The organism is Croceibacterium salegens, from assembly GCF_009827435.1.
GTDB classification, from domain to species: Bacteria; Pseudomonadota; Alphaproteobacteria; order Sphingomonadales; family Sphingomonadaceae; genus Croceibacterium_B; species Croceibacterium_B salegens.
On record NZ_WTYM01000035.1, the window covers coordinates 45,629 to 65,994 of the forward strand.

A 20,366-nucleotide genomic window follows, 5' to 3' on the forward strand; every position below is an offset into this window, starting at 1 on the left:
CCTCCACACTCAAGGCGAGCAAAAAGGTCGTATGAGTGCTCTGCGCGCGAGCGTCGAGATCGACCCAGGCTGCCGGCGAGTGCGACAGTCGGCACCAGCGGCGCTATCATTGCAGGGGCCAGTCTCTACGTCAGCAGGACGTGTATCTATCAGCAGGAGCTAGGACCTAAAGATCTCCCGGCTGCCCGTCCGGGTGCCCGGGCCGACCAAGCAGACGTCTTCATCGAATCGCCTCGCCGGTAGTTGAGATCGGCGGCGGCCGAGACGAGAACCGTCAAGTCGGCGGGCGATTCCGTCGAGTCCTGGCGGAACTCGATGTTCGCCAGCTCACACATGCCGATCTTCTAGAGGCGTCGTTCGATTCCGCGAAGCTGCTTGCCGCGCAGGAAGCTAACGATCACCTGCCCGGGTTCGTGCCGGATGAGAACGCACGTGACATTGTGCAGGAACACCAGGTTTCCCCACTTGTTCTACTCCTCGAACGCGCCGCACGGCTTGGATTACCGTGCGCACGTTTTCGAGAAGAGGCCGTGCCAGTCCGCCGCGTCGGCCAGCCATAGATCCGAAGAGGCATAAGTCATCATCCGGGCGCCAATTTCAGTATCCTCGGCTTACCGCGAACTGGGCCGCTTCGACCATTGCCTGGCGTGCCGCGACGTCAGGGAACATCGACAGCGCATCGCAGGCGCGCTGGGCGAAGTGGCGGGCGCGCTCGCGGGTCGAGACGACAGCGTCGTGCTTGCGGATCAGGCCGATCGCGTGGGCAAGGTCCTCGTCCTCGGTGCGGAAGCCGGCGATGGCCTCTTCCCAGAACTTGCGCTCTTCGGAATTGCCGCGCGCGTAGGCAAGGATCACCGGCAGGGTCATCTTGCCCTCGCGGAAGTCGTCGCCCTGGTCCTTGCCCATGTCGGCGCTGGCGCTGTCGTAATCGATCGCGTCGTCGACCAGCTGGAAAGCGATGCCGAGGTTGCGGCCGTAGTCTTCGAGCGCACGCTCTTCCGCCTCGCTGCATTCGGCGACCACTGCGGAGATGCGGCTGGCTGCGGCGAACAGCGCGGCGGTCTTGGCGCCGATGATGTGCAGGTAGCGCTCCTCGCTGGTCTCGATCTTGCGCTGCGCCGTAAGCTGGTCGACCTCGCCCTGGGCGATGATCGCGCTGGCCGAGCTGAGGATCTTGAGCACCTTGAGGCTGCCGTCCTCGACCATCAGCTCGAAAGCGCGGGAGAACAGGAAGTCGCCTACCAGCACGGTGGCCGGGTTGCCGAAGATGATGTTGGCCGCGCTCTTGCCGCGCCGCTGTTCGCTGCCGTCGACCACGTCGTCATGCAGCAGAGTGGCGGTGTGGATGAATTCGACCGCCGCGGCGAGCTTGTGGTGGCGCGCGCCGTTGTAGCCGACCAGCTCGGCCCCGGCGAGCGTGAGCATCGGCCGCATGCGCTTGCCGCCACCCGAAATCAGGTGCCCGGCGAGGGCCGGAATGAGCGGAATTTCGCTCTGCATCCGGTCGAGGATGATCGCGTTGACCGAGTTCATCGCGGTCGCGGTGAGGCCAAGGATCGGTGCGAGACTCGGCTGCTTGCGCGGCAGGGGGACGACTTGTGCACTCATCGCCGCGGCGATGGAGGTTTCGCCCCGTCTTGGCAAGCGAGGAATTCGTGCTACGCCTCGCGGGACATGGCAGGAAACCCTTCACCGCAAGGCCAGGACCCGGTCCTGGCCGCTTATCGAAAGAGCATCGACAACATCGATGCGGCGCTCATCCACATGCTGGCCGAACGCTTCCGCATCACCCAGGCGGTCGGCGAGTACAAGGCCAAGTCCGGGCTCGAGGCGAGCGATCCGGGCCGCGAGGCGCGGCAGATCGAGCGCCTGCGTGCGCTGGCCATCGATGCCGAGCTTGATCCCGAGTTCAGCGAGAAGTTCATCCGCTTCGTGATCGACGAGGTCATCCGCCACCACCAGCAGGCGGCCAAGCGCTAGACGCGAGTAAGAACCCTAGTTGCGGTTCTTCTTGCTGAATTCCTTGCCGCGATCGACCGATTTCGAAGGGCGCTCGCCCCGGCCCGATCGATGATCGTCGCGACGATCGCCGCGTTGGCCGTGGTATCCTTGCCGGTCATCGTAGCCACGGCCCCGTGAATAGTTGCCGCGCCGGTCGTCGCGTCGATAGCCGTCCCAGTGGGCGCGCCCGTCATGGTGGTCACCGCGACGGCTTTCCCAGTACCTGCGTTGGCGGTCATCCCAGCGGTGTTTGCGGCCATGACGGTCGTAGACGTAGTAGCCGGTGCCGGGGTAATAGAAATCCCCGTACCACCCGTAGTAGCCGTAGCGCGGGTAGCGGCTGGTGTAGGGATAATACCCGCCGCTGCTGTAGCCCACCGACGCATAGCTCCGGCCGTATCCGCCGTAGGAGGTGCAGGCGCCGAGCGTTGCGGTCGCCGCGATCAGGATGGCGGGGCGTATCAGGTGTCGTAACATTCGATCTCTCCCCAAGTCTGTGAGCCCGAAAACTACGAGGCCCGCGATGGACTCGCCCTGAACTGGCTCGACAGCAAAGGTTCGGCTGGGCAAGTAGTGCGCAGAGGAGAACGCCCGTGAACGAAGGACTTGTTGGTGGCTGCCTGTGCGGCGCGATCCGCTATCGCATCGAAGGCCAGCCGATGTTCGTCAGCCAGTGCTGCTGCAAGGATTGCCAGAAGGCGACCGGCACCGGGCACACCACGATCATCGGCATCCACAAGGACCAGCTGAAGATGGAGGGCGAGCCGGCGACCTTCACCAACACCGGCGATACGGGCGGCAAGGTCACGCGGCATTTCTGCGGAACCTGCGGAGGACGGCTCTACACATCGGGCGACGCGCCGGGCGACCACATCATGGTCCAGGCCGGTTCGCTCGACGATCCCGGGCAAGTTAGCCCGGAGAACTGCATCTACGTCAAGGACCGGTTGAGCTGGGACAGGCTCGACGAGAGCTTGCCGCACTTCCCCGGCCTGCCCCCGCGCCCCGGAATTCTGGACTAGGCCCCGCGCGGCAGGACCAGCTTGACCAGCAAGCCGCCGAGGTCTTCGCTTTCGCCAAGTTCGACGCTGCCGCCGTAGATCTCTGTCACGTCGCGGACGATGGCGAGACCGAGCCCGGTGCCGGGCTTTTCGGTGTCGAGCCGCGCCCCGCGGCTGAACAGCGCATCACGCTTCGACTCGGGAATGCCGAGGCCGTCGTCCTCGACCCAGATCGCGCAGCCGTCGGCATTGGGTTCGGCATCGACCGTCACGAAGACGCTGCCGCCGCCGTACTTGGCGGCGTTCTCGACCAGGTTGCCGAGGATTTCGTCGAGGTCCTGCCGCTCGATCGCCACATCGGCGGTGCGCGAGCCGTCGATATCGAAGCGGACGTTGGGATAGAGGCGGGCGACCGCACGCTCAACCGCGTCGGCGCTGGCCATGACGTTTGTGCGCGCCATGCCGACCGCTCGGCGTCCCACGGCGCGGGCGCGGGCAAGGTGGTGGTCGACCTGCCGGCGCATCGTCGCCGCTTCGCGAAGCACCGTCGCATCGAGGTCGGGCGAATGTGCCGAAGCGGCGTTGGTGAGCACCGTCAGCGGCGTCTTGAGCGCATGGGCGAGGTTGCCGGCATGGCGCCGCGCCTCTTCGGCCTGCTTCTCGGAGTGCTCCAGCAGCGCGTTAAGTTCCTCGACCATCGGCTGCACTTCCAGCGGCAGCGGGTCGGTCACTCGGTTGCGGCCGGTGGTGCGGATGCGCACGATCGCCCGGCGCACGCGGCGCAGCGGGCTTAGGCCGTACCAGGTCTGCAGCCCGGCCATCAGGAACAGGCCGATGCCGAGGATCGCGAACGACCAGGCGAGGATCGAGCGGATGTCCGAAATCTGCTGGTCGAGCTCGTCGCGCGACCCGGCGACGACGAAGTGCCATTCGGTTTCGCTGCCCGGCAGGCTGATGGTGCGCTCGACCATGCGCAGCGGCTCTTCGCTGAACTGGTCCGAATCGTAGTAGTGCGGCTGGCCATCCCTGAACCGGGCGCCCCCTTCGAGCTGGCGATCCCAAAGCGAGCGCGAGCGCCAGTCCTCGTGCCCTTCCCCGCTGATCTGCCAGTAGAAACCGCTGTTCGGCTCGAGGAAACGCTGGTCGCCGAGCGGGCGGTTGAAATAGACTTCGCCCTCGGGATCGATCTCGGCCGAACCCAGCATGGCGTTGAGGCTGTAGCCCAGCTGGTCGTCGAACTGGTTGGTTACCAGAGCGGTCAGCGTGCGGTCGAGGCCGATGCCGCCGAGCAGCAGCAGGATCGAGATCCACCCCGCGGCGATCAGGATCATGCGCCGGGCAAGGCTGCCGGTGTGCGGCTGGCTCGGCTCCGTCTCGCCTACGCCAGCGCCGTCCTCCGCCACGGTGGGCGGATCGACGTCCGGCGGCGCGGTGTCGCTACTCGCGCGGCGGTTCGTCGGGGTCGTCGAGGCTGTAACCGAGGCCACGGATGGTCGTGATGACGTTGGCACCCAGTTTCTTGCGGATGCGGGTGACGAAGACCTCGATCGTGTTCGAATCGCGGTCGAAATCCTGATCGTAGATGTGCTCGATCAGTTCGGTGCGGCTCACCACCTTGCCCTTGTGGTGCATCAGGTAGCTGAGAAGCTTGTATTCCTGCGCAGTCAGCTTGACCGGCTCGCCATCGCGCGTGACGCGGCCCGAGCGGGTATCGAGCCGCACGTCGCCGGCCATCAGTTCGGAGCTGGCGTTGCCCGAGGCGCGGCGGATCAGCGCGCGCAGGCGGGCGATCAACTCCTCGGTCTGGAACGGCTTGGCAAGGTAATCGTCGGCCCCGGCGTCGAGCCCGGCGACCTTGTCGGACCACGAATTGCGCGCGGTCAGCACCAGCACCGGGAAGTTGCGTCCTTCCTTGCGCCACATGCCGAGCACGGTGAGCCCGTCGATCTCGGGCAGGCCGAGGTCGAGGATCACGGCGTCGTATTCCTCGGTGCTGCCGAGGAAATGGCCGTCCTCACCGTCGGTCGAGAGATCGACTGCATAGCCGTTCTGCTCGAGAGAATTCTTCAACTGTTGGCCGAGGGTAGGTTCGTCCTCGACGATCAGGATCCTCATTGTGTCTGTACCCCTGCTGTCGCTGGTGGAAATTGGGCCTTGTTCATAAACGCGTCAACTGGCGCGCCGTTTCCGTGCCCTATTCGCGAATGCGCAGGATGCGCGCGTTACGAGCGTCGACATCGACCCACACGATGTGCCCGTTGGTGTTGTCGATGAACTTGAAGCGATAGGCGCGTGCCACCTCGTCCCACTCGAAGGTCAGGTACTGCAGGTTGGGATTGCGCCGGGTGATCTGCGGCACGACGATGCGTTCGATGTCGCGCTGCTTGAGCACGTTGCCCGCGCGCATTTCCTCGCGCGCGCTGTCCTGCTCGCGCCGCTGGTCGGCGACGGCGGGTGCAGCAAGCACTCCCGAAGTCAGCAAGGCTCCAGCAAGGAGTTTCACAAAGGCGTTTCGCATCTTGCCGAGATGCCTAGTCGCGGGGGCTTGAACAAGCTGTGAATGTTCACGCCCCCGCCGGTTCAGGTCAGCGGGTCATCTCGAACTTGACCGTGAGGTTGGCTTGAGTGGTGACGAGACCCGGTTCGACCGGAGTCGCCTTGGCCTCCGCCGCCTGCATGCGCACGGTGGGCGGGAAAGGCGGCGGCGGGGCGGTCTGCGAGACGCTCTCGTCGACTTCGAGCAATTGCACGCCGGTATATCCCGACCAGACAGCGTATTGGGTCGCCTGCGCTTTCGCATGGTCGAACGCCGCCTTTCGCGCCTGGGCACGCTGGGCGCTGTCGTCGGCCAGCGAGAAATCCGGCCCGCCGACGTCGGTCGCTCCTGCTGCGACGAGGGCATCGAGCACTTCGCCCGCACGGGCAACGTTGCGTAGGGTCACGCTGACGCGGTTCGACGCCTGATAGCCGCGGAAGACCTGGCGCTGGGCCTGCTGGTCGTAGTCGTAGCGCGCGCCGAGGTTGATGCCGGTGGTCTGGATGTCATCCGCATCGATCCCGAGCGCCTTGATGCGCTTGATCACCGCGTCCATCGCATCGGCGTTGAGCCGCATGGCCTCGACCGCGGTCTGTGCTTCGGTTGTCACGCCCGAGCTGACGGTGGCGATGTCCGGCTTTGACGTCACGGTCTCCGAGGCGCTGAGTTCGACCACCGGGTTCTGCACGGCGATCTGGATTTCAGCCGCGGCGGCGGGCGAAGCCAGCGCGGTCAAGGCGATAAGGGGAATGGCAAGGCGGGTCATTATGGTCTCCTTCACCCGGCAATTGGGATTGCCGCCATTACGCGCCGGTGAACCTGCTTGTTCCGGCCCGCGCCTGTCCCTAAGTGGCGCCCGTCATGGCGGAACCTCCAATTCTCTCCTGGGAAGGCCTGGGCCTGCAGCAAGGCAGCGGCTGGCTGTTCGGTGCGCCCGATACGGGCGGGCTCGACCTGCACGTCGGCCCGCGCGACCGGCTCGCGTTGATCGGCCGCAACGGCGCCGGCAAGACCACACTGCTCCGCCTCATCGCCGGGCGCATCGATGCCGACCGGGGCGAGCGCAAGATCAAGCCCGGCACGCGCATCGTATTGCTTGAGCAGGAGCCGGACTTCTCGCCATACAAGACGCTCATGGACTTCGCGCTGTCCGGCAAGGAAGCGCCGCAGCAACACGAGGTCGAGTCGATTGCCGGGCAACTCGGCATCGACATGGCGCGCGAGGCGGCAACTGCCAGCGGCGGAGAGAAGCGCCGCGCGGCGCTCGCCCGCGCACTGGCGCAGGATCCCAACCTGCTGCTGCTCGACGAGCCGACCAACCACCTCGATCTCTCGGCGATCGAATGGCTCGAAGGCTGGCTCGAACGCTACCGGGGCGCCTTCTTCGTCATCAGTCACGACCGTACCTTCCTCAAGCGCCTGACCCGTTCGACCTTGTGGCTCGACCGCGGCAGCCTGCGCCGCAAGGACATCGGGTTCGGCGGCTACGAGGCGTGGGAAGAGCAGGTCTACGCCGAGGAAGCGCGAGCCGCCGAGAAGCTCGACGCCAAGCTCAAGATCGAGGCGCATTGGCTGGAGCGCGGCGTCACCGCGCGGCGCAAGCGCAACATGGGGCGGCTCGAAAAGCTCCACGTCATGCGCGCCCAGCGCGCGGCGATGCTGAGCCCGGCGGGGACCGCAAAGCTGCAGCTCAACGCCGACCAGGAATTCAAGTCCAAGTCCGTAATCGTTGCCGAGAACGTCTCGAAGTCGTTCGGCGAACGCCAGATCATCAGGAACTTCTCCCTGCGCATCCAGCGCGGCGATCGCATCGGACTCGTCGGGGGCAACGGGACCGGCAAGACCACGCTGCTCAAGCTGCTGACGAAGGAGCTCGAACCGGATTCGGGCGAGGTGACCCACGCCCGCACGCTGACCGGAGTGACGATCGACCAGCAGCGCAGCCTGCTGACGCCGCAGAGGCGGGTGCGCGACGTGCTGGCCGAAGGAGGCGACTGGATCGACGTGCGCGGCAACCGCAAGCACGTGCAAGCCTACCTCAAGGACTTCCTTTTCGATCCCTCGCTGGTCGATGCCCGCGTCGGCACGCTGTCGGGCGGCGAGCAGTCGCGGCTGCTGCTGGCGCGCGAGTTTGCCCGCACTTCGAGCCTGCTGGTGCTCGACGAGCCGACCAACGACCTCGACCTCGAAACGCTCGACCTGCTGCAGGAAATCATCGCCGACTACGACGGCACCGTGCTGATAGTCAGCCACGACCGCGACTTCCTCGACCGCACGGTGACGATCACTCTCGGCCTCGACGGCAGTGGCAAGGTCGACGTCGTCGCCGGCGGCTACGAGGACTGGCAGAAGCAGCGCCGCGAGCGCAGCAGCCCACCCCCAACCCCTCCCACAGGCGGGAGGGGAGCGAGAATTGCCCGAGCCGAAGGCGAGGCTAGTCGCAGCGGGATGGGGAGCAAGAAACTCTCCTACAAGGACCAGCGCGACTACGAATTGCTGCCCCAGCGGATCGAGGTACTGGAGACCGCCATCGCCCGCGGCGAGAGCATTCTCTCCGATCCGGACCTCTACGCCAGCGACCCGCAAAAGTTCGCCAACATCACCAAGGGCATCGAAAACGCCCGCGCCGAGAAGGACGCGGCGGAGGAGCGCTGGTTCGAACTGGCCGAGCGCGTCGAGGGCTAGGCCGGAGCTTTCGCCGGCAGGACTCTCGGGTTGCGCAGCACCGCCGCCGAGAGCAGCGCTACGATCACGCCGACCGGGAAGACTTCCATGAAGGTCATGCCGAAGCGGGTCAGCGGGTTGGTGTACAGGGCCTTGAGGCTTTCCGCCTCCGCGATCTTTGCCGCGCGTTCGGCCTCGGGCAGAGATTGTGCCTGGGCGATCATCGCCGCGGCATAGCTTTCGACGTAGTCGGTTCCGCTCAGCGCGACGTAGGTTTCCCAGCTCGCGACGTAGAAAACCCCGGCGACCGCGGCGATACCAAGTCCGAGGCCGAGCGCCGGGAGGAAGCGGATCACCCCGCCCCGCTCGACGTCGCGATAACGCTTCACGCCGACGAAGATCAGCGACAGCACGACCAGCATGATGAGGTAACCGACGACCTCGCTCGAACCGAATTCCTCCGGGCCGAAGTTCATGTTGAGCACCATAATCGCGATGGTGATGACGCCGGCGATGGCCCCGAAGATCAATGAATAGCGAAGCATTGCATTCCTCCTGTCAGACCCGGCGGACCTGCCACCACAGCCCGCCCCGGACCATCGCCCAAAGGGGTGAATTCGCCCAAATCACCCTCACGGCAGGAGCGATAGCGCCCGCGCCGCGTCGACCGCCTTGCCGCGTCCGGTGACCCCGAGCTTGTCGTAGAGGTTGGCCACGTGGGTCTTCACCGTGTTGGGAGAAACCCCCATCGCGCGGGCGATTTCCTTGTTCGATTCGCCCTTCGCCAGCCGCTCGAGCACATCGCATTCGCGGCGGGTGAGACCGAGAGAGGCGATCGCCTGTTCGTTGCGCTCGAAGTCCCCGGCAGGGCGCTGCGGCGTCAGCCGCCACCCGACCCACACGCCGAGCGCGATGAAGGCCAGCGCCACCGCGACGATGTAGGTCGGGGTCGGCAACTGCTGGACGAGGTGACGGTACTGCAGCCATTCGAGAATGGAGGCGAGCGCCGCCAGCACCGCGCCATAGCCGAGGACCCAGCGCCACATCGCGCCTATCCGCCCCCGCGCCCTATCCACGCCTCGACGCGGCGGTCGAACATCGTCAGCGGCATCAGCCCTTCGGTCAGCAGGTCGTGGAAACGCTTGAGGTCGAACCGCTCGCCCAGCGCGCTTTCGGCGCGGCGGCGCTGGCGGACCCATTCGTTCTGCCCGACCTTGTAACTGCATGCCTGTCCCGGCATCACGCAATAGCGTTCGATCTCCGCCCTCGATCGGGGGAGTGTGAAGCCGACGTGGTCGGAGAAGTACCTCGTCGCCTCCTCGACGCTCCAGCCGCGCGCATGCAGCCCGGTGTCGACCACCAGCCGCGCGGCGCGGAACAGCCACGATTGCAAGGCCCCGGCGCGTTCGAGGCCCTCGTAGGCGCCCATTTCATCGGACAACATCTCGGCATAGAGCGCCCAGCCCTCGCCATAGGCGGAAAGCCAGTAGTTCTTGAGCAGCAGCGGCAGGTCGGGATCGCTGTGAACCAGGCTGAAGTGGTAGTGATGGCCCGGATTTGCCTCGTGGTAGGTCAGCGCCGGCAACGTGTACTTCGGCCAGTCGTGAGTGCTGCGCAGGTTGACCCAGTAGGTCGCCGGACGCGAGCCATCGAGCGCAGCGAAGTAGTAGTATCCGGCCGAGGCGCCGTCCTCGATGTCTGGCGGCACGCGGCGCACCTGGATCGGCACCTCGGGCACCTGCGCCATCACTTCATGCAGCCGGTCCTGCATGTACCGCGTGCCGCGATTGAGTGCGGTGATGAGGTCGGCGCGGCCCTGATCGTCGTTGGGATAGAGCTGGTCGGGCCGCTCGTTTAGCTGCGCCAGCCGGACGCCGACGCTGCCCTCGCACAGCCCCGCCCCGCGCAGGATCGCATCGAGCTCGGCGCTCAGTTCCTCGACCTGCGCGAGGCCGGTCGCGTGAACCTCGTCGGGTGAGAAGTTGGTGGTGGTGTAGTAGGCAAGCGACGCGGCGTAGTGCGCTTCGCCGTCTGGCAGGCGGACGAGCCCGTCGCCCGGCGCGCTCTGCGGGCGCAGGTCGCGAACCAGATCGGCCTGGCGGCGAAGCGCGGGATAGACTTCGTTCTCGACGATCTTTGCCGCGCGCGCCGCCCAGTCGCCCGCGATGCCCCTGGACGCGGTGCGCTCGGCGAGCGAGGCGGTCATTCCGCTGGCTTCGGGCGTGGCGGCGAGCAGCTTGCCCATCTGCGCCTCGGCGTAGTCGAGCGCCCAGCCCGGCGCGAGGTAGCCGCGAGCAGCATCTTCGGCCTGTGCCGCGCATTCTTCGTCGAGCACCGTGGCAAGGCCGGACAGCCGCACGAGGTAGGCCTCGGCATCGGCGGCATTCTCCACCGGGTGCTTCGAATCGAGGAAGTCGGGCAGCTTGCAGTAGGCGCCGTTCATCTGCGTGATGCGGTAGGGATAGCCGAGCTGGCCGATGCCGAACGGCTCGGCGGCGAGGCGCTGTTCGAGCATGTATTCGGCCACCTCGCGGCGCACGCGCCCGGTTTCTGACAACCCTGCCGGATCGACCCCGCGGACCTTCGCCAAGGACGCGCGGGCATAGTCGAACCGTGCCCGCTCCTGCGCCTTGCCGCCGCCATTGAGCCGCGAGCGGGACGCCGAATGCTCGCCCTTGTCGAGCCCGAGCGCGGTCATCTGTTGCGGATCGAGAGCCATGTCGCCGGCGAACACATCCTCGAACACCGCGTGCAGCGCCGAATCGCCCTGGTGTTCGCCGTGACCGCCGGTGTCCTCGCTCCGCAACATGCCGTTCTCCTTTGCTGCAATGGCTACCGGGCAGCGCAGGCGGAAACAAGGCGGCGAGGCTTACACGGGGTTGACACATCTGACAGTGTCCTGGGGCAAAACTCGCTTCGCGCCCAAACCGTCACCTTATGCGGTAGAAATCGGCCACCCGGTCGAGCGCCAGGCGCAGCACCAGCTTGCCGCTGCGCGCCGGCCAGTCGAGGTCCTTTTCGGCAGCGGTCAGTGTCTCGCCGGCGCAGGCGACGCGCCACAGGATATCTGCGAGGCCCCGGCCCGCTGCAGCGATGGCGCCGTCGAAGCGCTGGCGCGCCGCGACCTGCCGTTCGGTCGGGGAGAGCCCGCTGTCGGCGGTGCCACGGATCCGCACCACGTCCCAGCGCATCGTCACGCCGGGGGAAAGGCCGGCGCGTTCGTAATCGACGCGCAGCCGCTCGCCCGCCTCGAACAGCCGATCGTCGAGATGGCCGCGCGAGTGGAGCCAGGTCAGCGGCGATTCGGCGAGGTTGACGGTGACACTACGACGTCGCCGCGCCATGCCGCCACGGCGTCTCGGGCCTTCGGGGGTCAGTTCACGCTCGACCAAAGCTCTCTGCATGCGAATCTCCGGAGGGGAAGTGGGTCGCAGGCCTTGACAAATCGGGTTCGTGTAGGAAAGTGGAATAACCAATTCGGTTATTCGGGAGCGTCATCCGTGATCAATCGCATCCGCGACGTCCGCAAGCAGAAGGGCATGACCCTGGCCGAAGTGGCCGAAGCCTGCGACCCGCCGACCACGCCGCAGACCATCGGCCGGCTCGAAACCGGGATGCGCAATCTCTCGCTCGACTGGATGAACCGCATCGCCGCGGCATTGGGCGTCGAACCCGAGATGATCCTCAAGGGCGAAGAGGCCGAAACCCCGCAGGTGGTCGCCCGCCTGACCGATGCCGGTGCCGAGGCGCTATCCGCGCCTCGCGACGCGATCCTGCCGACCGAACTCGACAGCGGCGCACCGCTGCTCTGTCTCGCGATTGAAAGCTCGCAGGGCGAATACCGCATTGGCGACCAGTTGTGGTTGCGCCAGTTGCCGCCCGAGGATGCGCCCAAGATGATCAACCGCGACGTCCTCGTGCCCAGGCCCGGCGGGCGCTTCGCCTTTGGCCGCCTGATAGACCGGCAGGGTACTCTCGTCGGCCTGCTCCCGCCCGGCGCGGGCCAGCGGCAGGTGGTGATCGACAAGCCCGCCTGGCTGGCTGTCGCGGAAATGCTGGTTCGCAAGCTGTGATGCGCCTGCTGTCGCTGGCGACGCTCTATCCCAACCCGCACACGCCGCGCTTCGGCACCTTCGTCGCGCGCAGCCTCGAGGCGCTGGCCGCGCGCGGCGACTGGCAAGTCTGCGTCATCAACCCGATCGGCCTGCCGCCACTGCTCTACGGGCATTACAAGGAGCTGGCCCAGGCGGCGCAAGGCGGGCGCGAGAACGGGGTCGAGGTCTTCCGCCCGACCTTTCGCCTGCTCCCCGGCCTCAGCGGCAACATCAACCCGGCCGCCATCGCGAAAAGCGTCCTGCCTCTCGCCCGCAGCCTCCATGCCGCGGCGCCGTTCGACCTCGTCGACGCGCAGTTCTTCTACCCCGACGGCCCGGCCGCAGCGCGGATCGCCGCCGACCTTGGCGTGCCGCTGGCGATGAAGGCGCGCGGGGCGGACATCTCGTACTGGGGGCAACGCTCTTCCCCGCTGCGCCAGATGCGCGCCGCCGCCGGACGCGCCACGCGGCTGCTCGCGGTGTCGGAGGCGCTGGCGAACGACATGGAAGCGCTCGGCTTCCCGCCCGACAAGGTCCGCGTCCACTACACCGGGCTCGACCGCGACCTGTTCCGCCCGCTCGACCGCATCGAATGCCGCCGCCGCGCCGGCGAGCACTTCGGTTTCGCCCTTCCCGCCGGCGCGCCACTATTGTCCTGCGTCGGCGCGCTGATCGAGCGCAAGGGCCAGGCCATGGTGATTGAGGCGCTGCCCGCCCTGCCCGCCGCGCACCTGCTGCTGGTCGGCACGGGGCCGGACGAGGCGAACCTGCGCGCACTGGCGGACGGGATCGGCGTGACGGACCGGGTCCATTTCCTCGGCTCGCTCGATCACACGCAGCTCCCGGTGCTGCTTTCGGCCAGCGATGCGATGGTCCTGCCGTCAGCCAGCGAGGGCCTCGCCAACGCCTGGGTCGAGGCGCTCGCCTGCGGATGTCCGCTGGTCATCACCGAGGCCGGCGGCGCGCGCGAACTGGTGCGCAGCGCGACCGCCGGGCGCATCGTCCAGCGCAGTGCCTGGGCGATTGCCGCAGGGATCCGCGACATACTCTCCGCCCCACTCGACCGCGACAAGGTCGCCGCGGCAGTGGAGACGTTCAGCTGGCCGGCCCACGCCGAAGCGCTGGCGGAGATTTACGAAGAGATTGTCGCCCCCCGTTAGCTCGTCATTGCGACCCCGGCCTTGGGCCGGGGGAAGCAATCCGGTGGCAGCACATTGCCGCACTGGATTGCTACGTCGCTACGCTCCTCGCAATGACGAAAGGTCGGATTATGCCGCCGGCTGCACGTCGCCCGAGCTTTCGCTCGGCACGAAGCTGTGGCTGGTCACCCCGAGCCAGATCAGGATCGGCGCGGCCATGTAGATCGACGAATAGGTGCCGACGAAGATGCCCAGCGTGATCGCCGCGGTGAAGCCGAACAGGCTCGCCGGACCAATGAACAGCAGCGAGACGAGCACGAGCAGCAGCGTCAGCGAGGTCATCACCGTACGCGCCAGCGTCTCGTTGACCGACAGGTCGAGCAGCTCGGGCAGCGGCATCTTGCGATACTTCTTCAGGTTCTCGCGGATGCGGTCGTAGACCACGATGGTGTCGTTGAGCGAATAGCCGATGATGGTCAGGATCGCGGCGACGATCTTGAGGTCGAATTCGAACTGGAACAGCGCGAACATACCCAATGTCAGCGAGACGTCGTGGAACAGCGCAAACAGCGCGCCGACGCCGAACTGCCATTCGAAGCGCACCCAGATGTAGACCGAGATCGCCAGCATCGCGAGGCCGAGCGCCCACATCGCGGTGCTGAACAGTTCGCCCGAAACCTTGCCCGAGACCGCCGAAAGGTCGTCGATCCGCGCGCCGGGGAAGTTGTTGGTGATGGTGGTTGTGACCTGGCTGGTCATGGCGTCCGACGCTTTGGGGTCTTCCTGCACCTCGGGCGGCAGGCGAAAGCGGATGTTGACCGAATTCGGCCCGTCGGCGCGCTGGATCACGGGCTCGCCGTAACCCAGCGAGCCGATCCGTTCGCGCAGTTCGGCGACCGGCGCTTCCTCGCTCTGGGTGAAGGTCACCTGCACCTGCTGTCCGCCGACGAAGTCGACGCCAAGGTTGAGGCCGCGGGTGAAGACCAGCGTCAGACTGGCCGCGATCAGCGCGAGGCTGATCAGGTAGAACGGCACCCGCCAGCGCAGGAAGTGGATGTTGGTGTTGTCGGGGACGAGCTTGAGCAGGCGCATATGCTGGTGTCCGTTAGATTGCGAGGTCGGTCGGGCGCGCCTTGCGCAGCCACTGGGCGACCCACATGCGCGTCAGGGTGACGCCGGTGAAGACCGAGGTAAACAGGCCGACGATCAGCACGATCGCGAAGCCCTTGACCGGGCCGGAGCCGAACATGAACAGCAGGACGCCGGCGATGAAGTTGGTGATGTTGGCGTCGTAAATCGCGCGGCTCGCTTCCTTGTAGCCGTTCTCGACCGAAGTGAATGCCTTGCGCCCGCGCTTTCGCTCTTCGCGGATGCGCTCGTAGATCAGCACGTTGGCGTCGACCGCGGCACCGATGGTGAGCACGAAGCCGGCGAGGCCGGGCAGCGTCAGCGTGGTCTTCATGATCGACATGATGCCGACCAGCATGAGCACGTTGAACACCAGCGCGATGGTCGCATAGACCCCGAAGCGGCCGTAGGTGACGATCATCAGCAGGATGACGAGGCCTGCGCCGACGCCCATCGCCAGCAGGCCCTTGGAGATCGAGTCCGCGCCAAGTTCCGGCCCGACGGTGCCTTGCTGGATCACCGTGAGATCGACCGGCAGCGCACCCGAACGCAGCGAGATGGCGAGGTTGTTGGCCGTTTCGACCGTGAACCCGCCCGAAATCTGCGCCGTGCCGCCGAGGATCGGTTCGTTGATGTTCGGCGCCGAGAGCGCCTTGCCGTCGAGGATGATGGCGAAGGGTTTGTTGACGTTCTGGCTGGTCAGGTCGGCGAACTTGCGCGCGCCCTGGCTGTCGAAGGTGATGTTGACGATCGGTTCGTTGGTCTGCTGGTCGTTCGACTGCTGCGCGTTGGTCAGCATGTCGCCACGGATACCGCCGAGCCGCTTCACCGCGATCGCCTGTCCGGCATAGGGCGAGTTGGGATCGTAGGGCACGATCTCGCTGCCCGGAGGAGCGATGCCCTGCTGGATGTCGGATTGCAGCGCGGTTGTGTCGACCAGCTTGAATTCGAGATTGGCGGTCTTGCCGAGCAGGTCCTTGAGCGCCTGCGGGTTGTCGAGGCCGGGGACTTCGACCGAGATGCGGTCATCGCCTTCGCGGATGATGGTCGGCTCGCGCGTGCCGAGCGCGTCGATGCGCCTGCGCACCACCTCGGTGGCGGTGTCCATCGCCTGGTCGACCGCCTGCTTCAGTCCGGCCTCGGACTGGGTCAGGACGAGCTTGTTCTGGTCGACCACCTCAATGGTCCAGTCGCGCTGGCCCGTCAGGCCCGCGCCGGTGGTCATCGGCTCAATCAGGTCGCGTGCCCGGTCAACATCGGCCGGATCATTGACGATGAAGGACAAATTCCCACCCGCGCTCGAATAGCTGCCGGCACGGATGCGCGGCTCGGCCCGGCGCATTGCAGTGCGGACCGATTCTTCCATCGCGTCGAGCCGCTGCTTGGCGACCTGCGTCGGCTGCGCCTCGAGCAGGATGCGGCTGCCGCCGGCAAGGTCGAGCCCGAGGTTGACCTGCGGGTCGGGCAACTGCGACGGCCAGCTCCCGCCGGTATGCACGACGAGCGAAGGGATGGCGGCAAGGGCTGCCAGGATGGTCAGCGACCACAGCCATATTCGGCGCCAGCGGGGAAAATCGAGCATGTCTGGTTTTCGTCCTGCGTCCGGGCTCAGTCGTTGGCCGGCTTGCCACCGGAGGCGACGACATCGCCGATCGTTTGCTTGATCACCTTGACCTTCACGCCTTGGGCGATTTCGATCTCGGCATAGCTGTCGTCGACCTTGATTACCTTGCCGACGATACCGCCGGCGGTGACGACCTGGTCGCCCTTCTGGATGCCGCTGATCTTCGCGCGGTGTTCCTTCTGCTGGCGCATCTGCGGCCGGATGATAAGGAACCAGAAGATTGCGACCATGCCGATGATCGGCAGGAAACCGGTCCAACCGGGCGCAGCGGCCGCGGTACCGGCGGATAGGATATCAAGCATTTCTCTCGCCCATTATGATGAGGTGAATTGGGGTTGCGATCCGACTTGTGAAGAGGACCGTGAAGGACCGTTCACGAAACGGCGAGGCGCGTAGCAGCAATGCAACACTGGCGCAATCAGCCCGGCTTGCCTTGGCGTGGGCTCGGCCCTATAGGCCCGGCCTCCACTGGATCGGGACGTAGCGCAGCCTGGTAGCGCATCACACTGGGGGTGTGGGGGTCGCAGGTTCGAATCCTGTCGTCCCGACCAGTGGTTTTGGACTTCAAAGCATCCAGGGGATGCTTTGGGCCAAACCATTCCCGAACGAAGCGAAGGGCTGCTTCGGCCTTCTCAAACCGATCCGTATCCCCCGCCCCCAGGCGTGAGGATCACGAATCTGTCGCCGGGCTCCATCTGCGCGCTGCCGTGATAGTCGAGGCGTTTGACCGAGCCATCGGCGCGTTCGACCCAGTTCTCGCCCGGCGCTGCATCGCCACCGCCCGAAAGGCCACGCGGAGGAACGCGGCGCCTGTCGGCGAGGATGTTGGCGCGCATGGCTTCGAGGAAGGTCACACGCCGCTCGACCCCATCGCCGCCGCGATACAGCCCCGCCCCGCCCGATCCGTGGCGAATGGCGAAGCGTTCGACGCGGATTGGAAAGCGCATTTCGAGCACTTCGGGATCGGTCAGACGGCTGTTGGTCATGTGTGTCTGCACCGCGCTGGTCCCGTCGTGATCCGGCCCCGCGCCCGAGCCGCCGCAAATCGTCTCGTAGTATTGCCGCGTCGCATCGCCGAAGGTGAAGTTGTTCATCGTCCCCTGGCTCGGCGCGAGGCGGCCGGTGGCGGCGAGGATCGCGTCGGTCACCACCTGGCTCGTCTCGACGTTGCCCGCGACGACCGCGCCGGGCGGGTGCGGATCGAGCATCGATCCGGCCGGGACGATCAGTTCGACCGGCCGCAAACAGCCGTCGTTCATCGGAATCGGATCGTCGATAAGCGTGCGCAGGGCATAAAGCACCGCAGCGCGGACGATCGAACGCGGGGCGTTGAAATTGTCGGGAAGCTGGCCGCTGGTGCCAGTGAAGTCGAACACCGCCGAGCGGTTGTCGCGGTCGATCCGCAGAGCGACCCGCACCACCGCGCCGTTGTCCATCTCGTAGGCGAATTCCCCGTCGTCGAGCCGGTCGAGCAGGCGGCGGACCGATTCGGCGGCGTTGGCGAGGACGTGGTCCATGTAGCTCGCCACAACCTCGGCGCCGAGGTCGGCCGCGGACTGGCGCAGGAGTTCCGCACCACGCGCGCAGGCGGCGAGCTGGGCCTTCATGTCGGAGACGTTGCGGTCCGGGTTGCGCGCCGGCCATGCGCCCGAGGCGAGCACTTCGCGCAGCTCCACCTCGCAGAAGCGGCCTTCGTCGACGAGCAGCAGATTGTCGATCAGCACGCCTTCCTCGGCGATGGTGGTACTGTCTGGCGGCATCGAGCCGGGCGCGATCCCGCCGATGTCGGCATGGTGCCCGCGCGCAGCGACGAAAGCGTCGGGCTCGCCGCCTTCGCCGTAGAACACCGGGACGATCACCGTCACATCGGGCAAGTGCGTGCCGCCGCGATAGGGATCGTTGAGCGCATAGGCATCGCCGCGCCGGATGCCGCGACCGTCGGTCGCCCCTCCCCGCGCCTCGATGATCCGCCGTACGCTCTCGCCCATCGAACCGAGGTGGACCGGCATGTGCGGCGCGTTTGCGATCAGCGCACCGCTCGCGTCGAACAGCGCGCAAGAGAAATCGAGCCGCTCCTTGATGTTGACCGAGGAGGCGGTGGCTTCGAGCACCACGCCCATTTCCTCGGCGATGGCCATGAACAGGTTGTTGAAGATCTCGAGCCGCACCGGGTCGGCCTCGGTACCGGCGGCGTGTACACGCTCGAGCGGCGCGCTGCGGGTGAGGACGAGGCTGCCGCCCTCGTCGAGCCGCGCGCTCCAGCCGGGTTCGACCACGGTGGTCGAGCCGGGATCGACGAGCAGCGCCGGGCCGGTGAAGGCATCGCCGATCTCAGTGCGCTGCATTGTCAGCCACGACCCGGTGCGTTGGCCTTCCACCCTTGCCGCCTCAGCGCGGGCGCCGGAAAGGCCTCCGCTGATACCGGAAGCCTCGACGCTCAACGCCTCGACCACGATCGCGGCCTCGTCGTCGGAATAACCGTAGCGTGTGCGGTGATCGCGGCGGAACGTGGCGTCCATCTCCGCTGCCTCGCCCACCGGCAGGGTCAGCGCGGTGTCGCTGCCCTCGAAGCGCAGCCGGGCGCGGCGGGTGAGCGTGATGCGATTGGGCGCGATGCCCTGTTCGACCAGCGCCGCCCGTGCCTCCTTCTCCAGTTCCGCCAGCCGCCCGGCGAAGGGTTCGGACAAGGGCCGCACCACCCCCGCCTCGCGGATCGCCAGCACCGGGGCGAGGCCGATGCCGTAGGCCGAGAGGACTCCGGCGAAGGGATGGACCAGCACCGTCTCGATCCCCAGCGCGTCGGCCACCCGGCAGGCGTGCTGCCCGCCCGCCCCGCCGAAGCAGGCGAGCGCGTAGCGGGTCACGTCGTGCCCGCGCGCGGTGCTGATCTTGCGGATTGCGTTGGCCATGGCGTCAACGGCGATGGCGAGGAACCCCTCGGCGATCTCCTCCAGCGGCATCGGCTCGGGCAGCTTGGCGGCGATCTCCTCGAGCCGGGCGCGCGAGGCAGCGGGGTCGAGCGGCCGGTCGGCATCGGGACCGAAGACCTGCGGGAAGAACCCGGGGTCAATCCGCCCGAGGAACAGGTTGCAGTCGGTCACCGTCAGCGGCCCGCCCCTGCGGTAGCAGGCCGGCCCCGGATCGGCCCCGGCGCTCTCCGGCCCGACCTGGAAGCGGCCACTCTCGTAGCGGCAGACCGAGCCGCCGCCCGCGGCGATGGTGTGGATCTGCATCATCGGCGCGGCGACGCGCACGCCGGCCACCACGCGGTCGCCGGTCAGTTCGTACTCGCCGGCGTAGTGGCACAAGTCGGTCGAGGTGCCGCCCATGTCGAAGCCGATGAGCCGGTCGTGCCCCGGCGCCGAGGCGACCATGCCGACCACGCCGCCTGCCGGACCCGAGAGGATCGCGTCCTTGCCGCGAAAGGCGCGGGCATCGGCGAGGCCGCCGTTGGACTGCATGAAGCGCAAGACATCGTGCGGATGAAGCGCTTGATCGAGCTGTCGAACGTATCGATGGATGTTCGGCGTCAGGTAAGCGTCCACCACCGTGGTGTCGCCGCGCGGCACCAGCTTGACCAGCGGCGCGACCTCGTGGCTGGCGCTGACCTGCGCGAACCCGGCCTCCCGCGCCAGCGCCACCAACCGAGCCTCGTGCGCCGTGTAGCGCCAGCCGTGCATCAGGACGATGGCGATGGCGTCGATGCCCTTGGCGCGCACCCCGGCGAAGGCTGAGCGGACCGCGTCCTCGTCGAGCGGGCGCACCACAGTGCCGTCTGCCCCGACCCGCTCGTCGATCTCGATCACCTCGGCGGGGAGCTGTTCCGGCAGGACGATGTGGCGGGCGAAGATGTCGGGCCGCGCCTGGGTGCCGATGCGCAGCGCGTCGCCGAAACCGCGGGTGATCGCCAGCGCCAGCCGCTCGCCCTTGCGTTCGAGCAGGGCGTTGGTGGCAATGGTCGTGCCGATGCTGACTTCGGCGATCGGCGCATCGCCGTGCTCGGCGAGGATCCGCCGCACCGCCTCGCTCGCCGCGTCGGCGTAGTGCTCGGGGTCTTCGGAGAGCAGCTTGGCCGCGACCAGCGGCCCGTCGGGCGTTTCCGCCACCACGTCGGTGAAGGTCCCGCCCCGGTCGATGGCAAAACGATAGGCCCCGCTCATGCCCGCACCCATAGCCGCC

The 20,366-nt window shown here is 66.9% G+C and carries 19 protein-coding genes and 1 tRNA gene; 6 read left to right on the plus strand and 14 right to left on the minus strand.

Annotated elements, in window-relative coordinates; all coding sequences use genetic code 11:
• Window positions 1-597 precede the first annotated feature (597 nt).
• Entirely contained in the window at window positions 598-1,608 is a 1,011-nt protein-coding gene (locus GRI89_RS08005) for a polyprenyl synthetase family protein (protein ID WP_159793961.1), read from the minus strand.
• A 66-nt stretch (window positions 1,609-1,674) separates the two neighbouring features.
• Here GRI89_RS08005 and GRI89_RS08010 point away from each other — a divergent pair, with 66 nt between their 5' ends.
• Window positions 1,675-1,980, plus strand: a complete 306-nt coding sequence (locus GRI89_RS08010) for a chorismate mutase (protein WP_159793963.1) — start codon at window positions 1,675-1,677, stop codon at window positions 1,978-1,980.
• A 15-nt stretch (window positions 1,981-1,995) separates the two neighbouring features.
• On the opposite strand, the gene GRI89_RS17975 is transcribed toward GRI89_RS08010, so the two are convergent.
• The gene (locus GRI89_RS17975; RefSeq protein WP_235912973.1) at window positions 1,996-2,478 is read right to left on the minus strand and encodes a hypothetical protein; all 483 of its coding nucleotides are present in this window, start codon (window positions 2,476-2,478) and stop codon (window positions 1,996-1,998) included.
• Between the two features lie 116 nt (window positions 2,479-2,594).
• Between GRI89_RS17975 and GRI89_RS08020 the strand changes: the two genes are divergently transcribed.
• Window positions 2,595-3,023, plus strand: coding sequence for a GFA family protein (locus GRI89_RS08020; protein WP_159793965.1), 429 nt, complete (start codon window positions 2,595-2,597; stop codon window positions 3,021-3,023).
• Here the strand turns inward: GRI89_RS08020 and GRI89_RS08025 are convergent.
• The 4 genes from GRI89_RS08025 to GRI89_RS08040 form a co-directional block, all read right to left on the minus strand.
• Complete coding sequence (locus tag GRI89_RS08025) at window positions 3,020-4,333, minus strand: sensor histidine kinase (protein WP_159794000.1); 1,314 nt, start codon at window positions 4,331-4,333, stop codon at window positions 3,020-3,022. The two genes, GRI89_RS08020 and GRI89_RS08025, sit on opposite strands and share 4 nt — an antisense overlap.
• A gap of 106 nt (window positions 4,334-4,439) precedes the next feature.
• The gene (locus tag GRI89_RS08030; protein ID WP_159793967.1) at window positions 4,440-5,117 is read right to left on the minus strand and encodes a response regulator transcription factor; all 678 of its coding nucleotides are present in this window, start codon (window positions 5,115-5,117) and stop codon (window positions 4,440-4,442) included.
• Between the two features lie 79 nt (window positions 5,118-5,196).
• Entirely contained in the window at window positions 5,197-5,520 is a 324-nt protein-coding gene (locus GRI89_RS08035) for a hypothetical protein (protein WP_159793969.1), read from the minus strand.
• 67 nt (window positions 5,521-5,587) lie between these two features.
• Entirely contained in the window at window positions 5,588-6,304 is a 717-nt protein-coding gene (locus tag GRI89_RS08040; protein ID WP_159793971.1) for an SIMPL domain-containing protein, read from the minus strand.
• Between the two features lie 95 nt (window positions 6,305-6,399).
• On the opposite strand from GRI89_RS08040, the gene GRI89_RS08045 reads away from it, so the two are divergent.
• On the plus strand, window positions 6,400-8,223 hold the full coding sequence (locus GRI89_RS08045) for an ABC-F family ATP-binding cassette domain-containing protein (protein ID WP_159793973.1): 1,824 nt from the start codon (window positions 6,400-6,402) through the stop codon (window positions 8,221-8,223).
• Here the strand turns inward: GRI89_RS08045 and GRI89_RS08050 are convergent.
• The 4 genes from GRI89_RS08050 to GRI89_RS08065 all read right to left on the minus strand — a co-directional run bounded on the left by GRI89_RS08050 (window position 8,220) and on the right by GRI89_RS08065 (window position 11,606).
• Window positions 8,220-8,747: a DUF4199 domain-containing protein gene (locus GRI89_RS08050; RefSeq protein WP_159793975.1), complete on the minus strand. Its 528-nt coding sequence runs from the start codon at window positions 8,745-8,747 to the stop codon at window positions 8,220-8,222. The genes GRI89_RS08045 and GRI89_RS08050 overlap by 4 nt on opposite strands.
• A gap of 87 nt (window positions 8,748-8,834) precedes the next feature.
• Entirely contained in the window at window positions 8,835-9,248 is a 414-nt protein-coding gene (locus tag GRI89_RS18260) for a helix-turn-helix transcriptional regulator (RefSeq protein ID WP_159793977.1), read from the minus strand.
• 5 nt (window positions 9,249-9,253) lie between these two features.
• Window positions 9,254-11,011, minus strand: a complete 1,758-nt coding sequence (locus GRI89_RS17985; protein ID WP_159793980.1) for a DUF885 domain-containing protein — start codon at window positions 11,009-11,011, stop codon at window positions 9,254-9,256.
• Window positions 11,012-11,132: 121 nt separating this feature from the next.
• The gene (locus GRI89_RS08065; protein WP_159793982.1) at window positions 11,133-11,606 is read right to left on the minus strand and encodes a DUF6456 domain-containing protein; all 474 of its coding nucleotides are present in this window, start codon (window positions 11,604-11,606) and stop codon (window positions 11,133-11,135) included.
• Between the two features lie 96 nt (window positions 11,607-11,702).
• Here GRI89_RS08065 and GRI89_RS08070 point away from each other — a divergent pair, with 96 nt between their 5' ends.
• Both GRI89_RS08070 and GRI89_RS08075 read left to right on the plus strand, forming a co-directional pair.
• Window positions 11,703-12,275: a helix-turn-helix domain-containing protein gene (locus GRI89_RS08070; protein ID WP_328598150.1), complete on the plus strand. Its 573-nt coding sequence runs from the start codon at window positions 11,703-11,705 to the stop codon at window positions 12,273-12,275.
• On the plus strand, window positions 12,275-13,456 hold the full coding sequence (locus GRI89_RS08075) for a glycosyltransferase (protein WP_159794004.1): 1,182 nt from the start codon (window positions 12,275-12,277) through the stop codon (window positions 13,454-13,456). The genes GRI89_RS08070 and GRI89_RS08075 overlap by 1 nt, the downstream gene beginning before the upstream one ends.
• Before the next feature lie 108 nt (window positions 13,457-13,564).
• Here GRI89_RS08075 and secF read toward each other — a convergent pair whose 3' ends face one another.
• The 3 genes from secF to yajC are packed head-to-tail and all read right to left on the minus strand — an operon-like array spanning window position 13,565 to window position 16,489.
• Window positions 13,565-14,527 (minus strand): protein translocase subunit SecF, encoded by a 963-nt coding sequence (secF, locus tag GRI89_RS08080; protein WP_159793984.1) that lies wholly within the window; start codon window positions 14,525-14,527, stop codon window positions 13,565-13,567.
• A 13-nt stretch (window positions 14,528-14,540) separates the two neighbouring features.
• Window positions 14,541-16,145, minus strand: coding sequence for a protein translocase subunit SecD (gene secD / locus GRI89_RS08085; protein WP_159793986.1), 1,605 nt, complete (start codon window positions 16,143-16,145; stop codon window positions 14,541-14,543).
• Between the two features lie 26 nt (window positions 16,146-16,171).
• Window positions 16,172-16,489 carry a preprotein translocase subunit YajC gene (yajC, locus tag GRI89_RS08090; RefSeq protein ID WP_159793988.1) on the minus strand — a complete coding sequence of 106 codons (318 nt, stop codon included), beginning with the start codon at window positions 16,487-16,489 and terminating at the stop codon, window positions 16,172-16,174.
• Window positions 16,490-16,661: 172 nt separating this feature from the next.
• Here yajC and GRI89_RS08095 point away from each other — a divergent pair.
• Window positions 16,662-16,738: transfer RNA gene (locus tag GRI89_RS08095), tRNA-Pro, on the plus strand.
• Window positions 16,739-16,819: 81 nt separating this feature from the next.
• Here GRI89_RS08095 and GRI89_RS08100 read toward each other — a convergent pair.
• Window positions 16,820-20,347 carry a hydantoinase B/oxoprolinase family protein gene (locus tag GRI89_RS08100; protein ID WP_159793990.1) on the minus strand — a complete coding sequence of 1,176 codons (3,528 nt, stop codon included), beginning with the start codon at window positions 20,345-20,347 and terminating at the stop codon, window positions 16,820-16,822.
• Window positions 20,348-20,366: the final 19 nt, after the last annotated feature.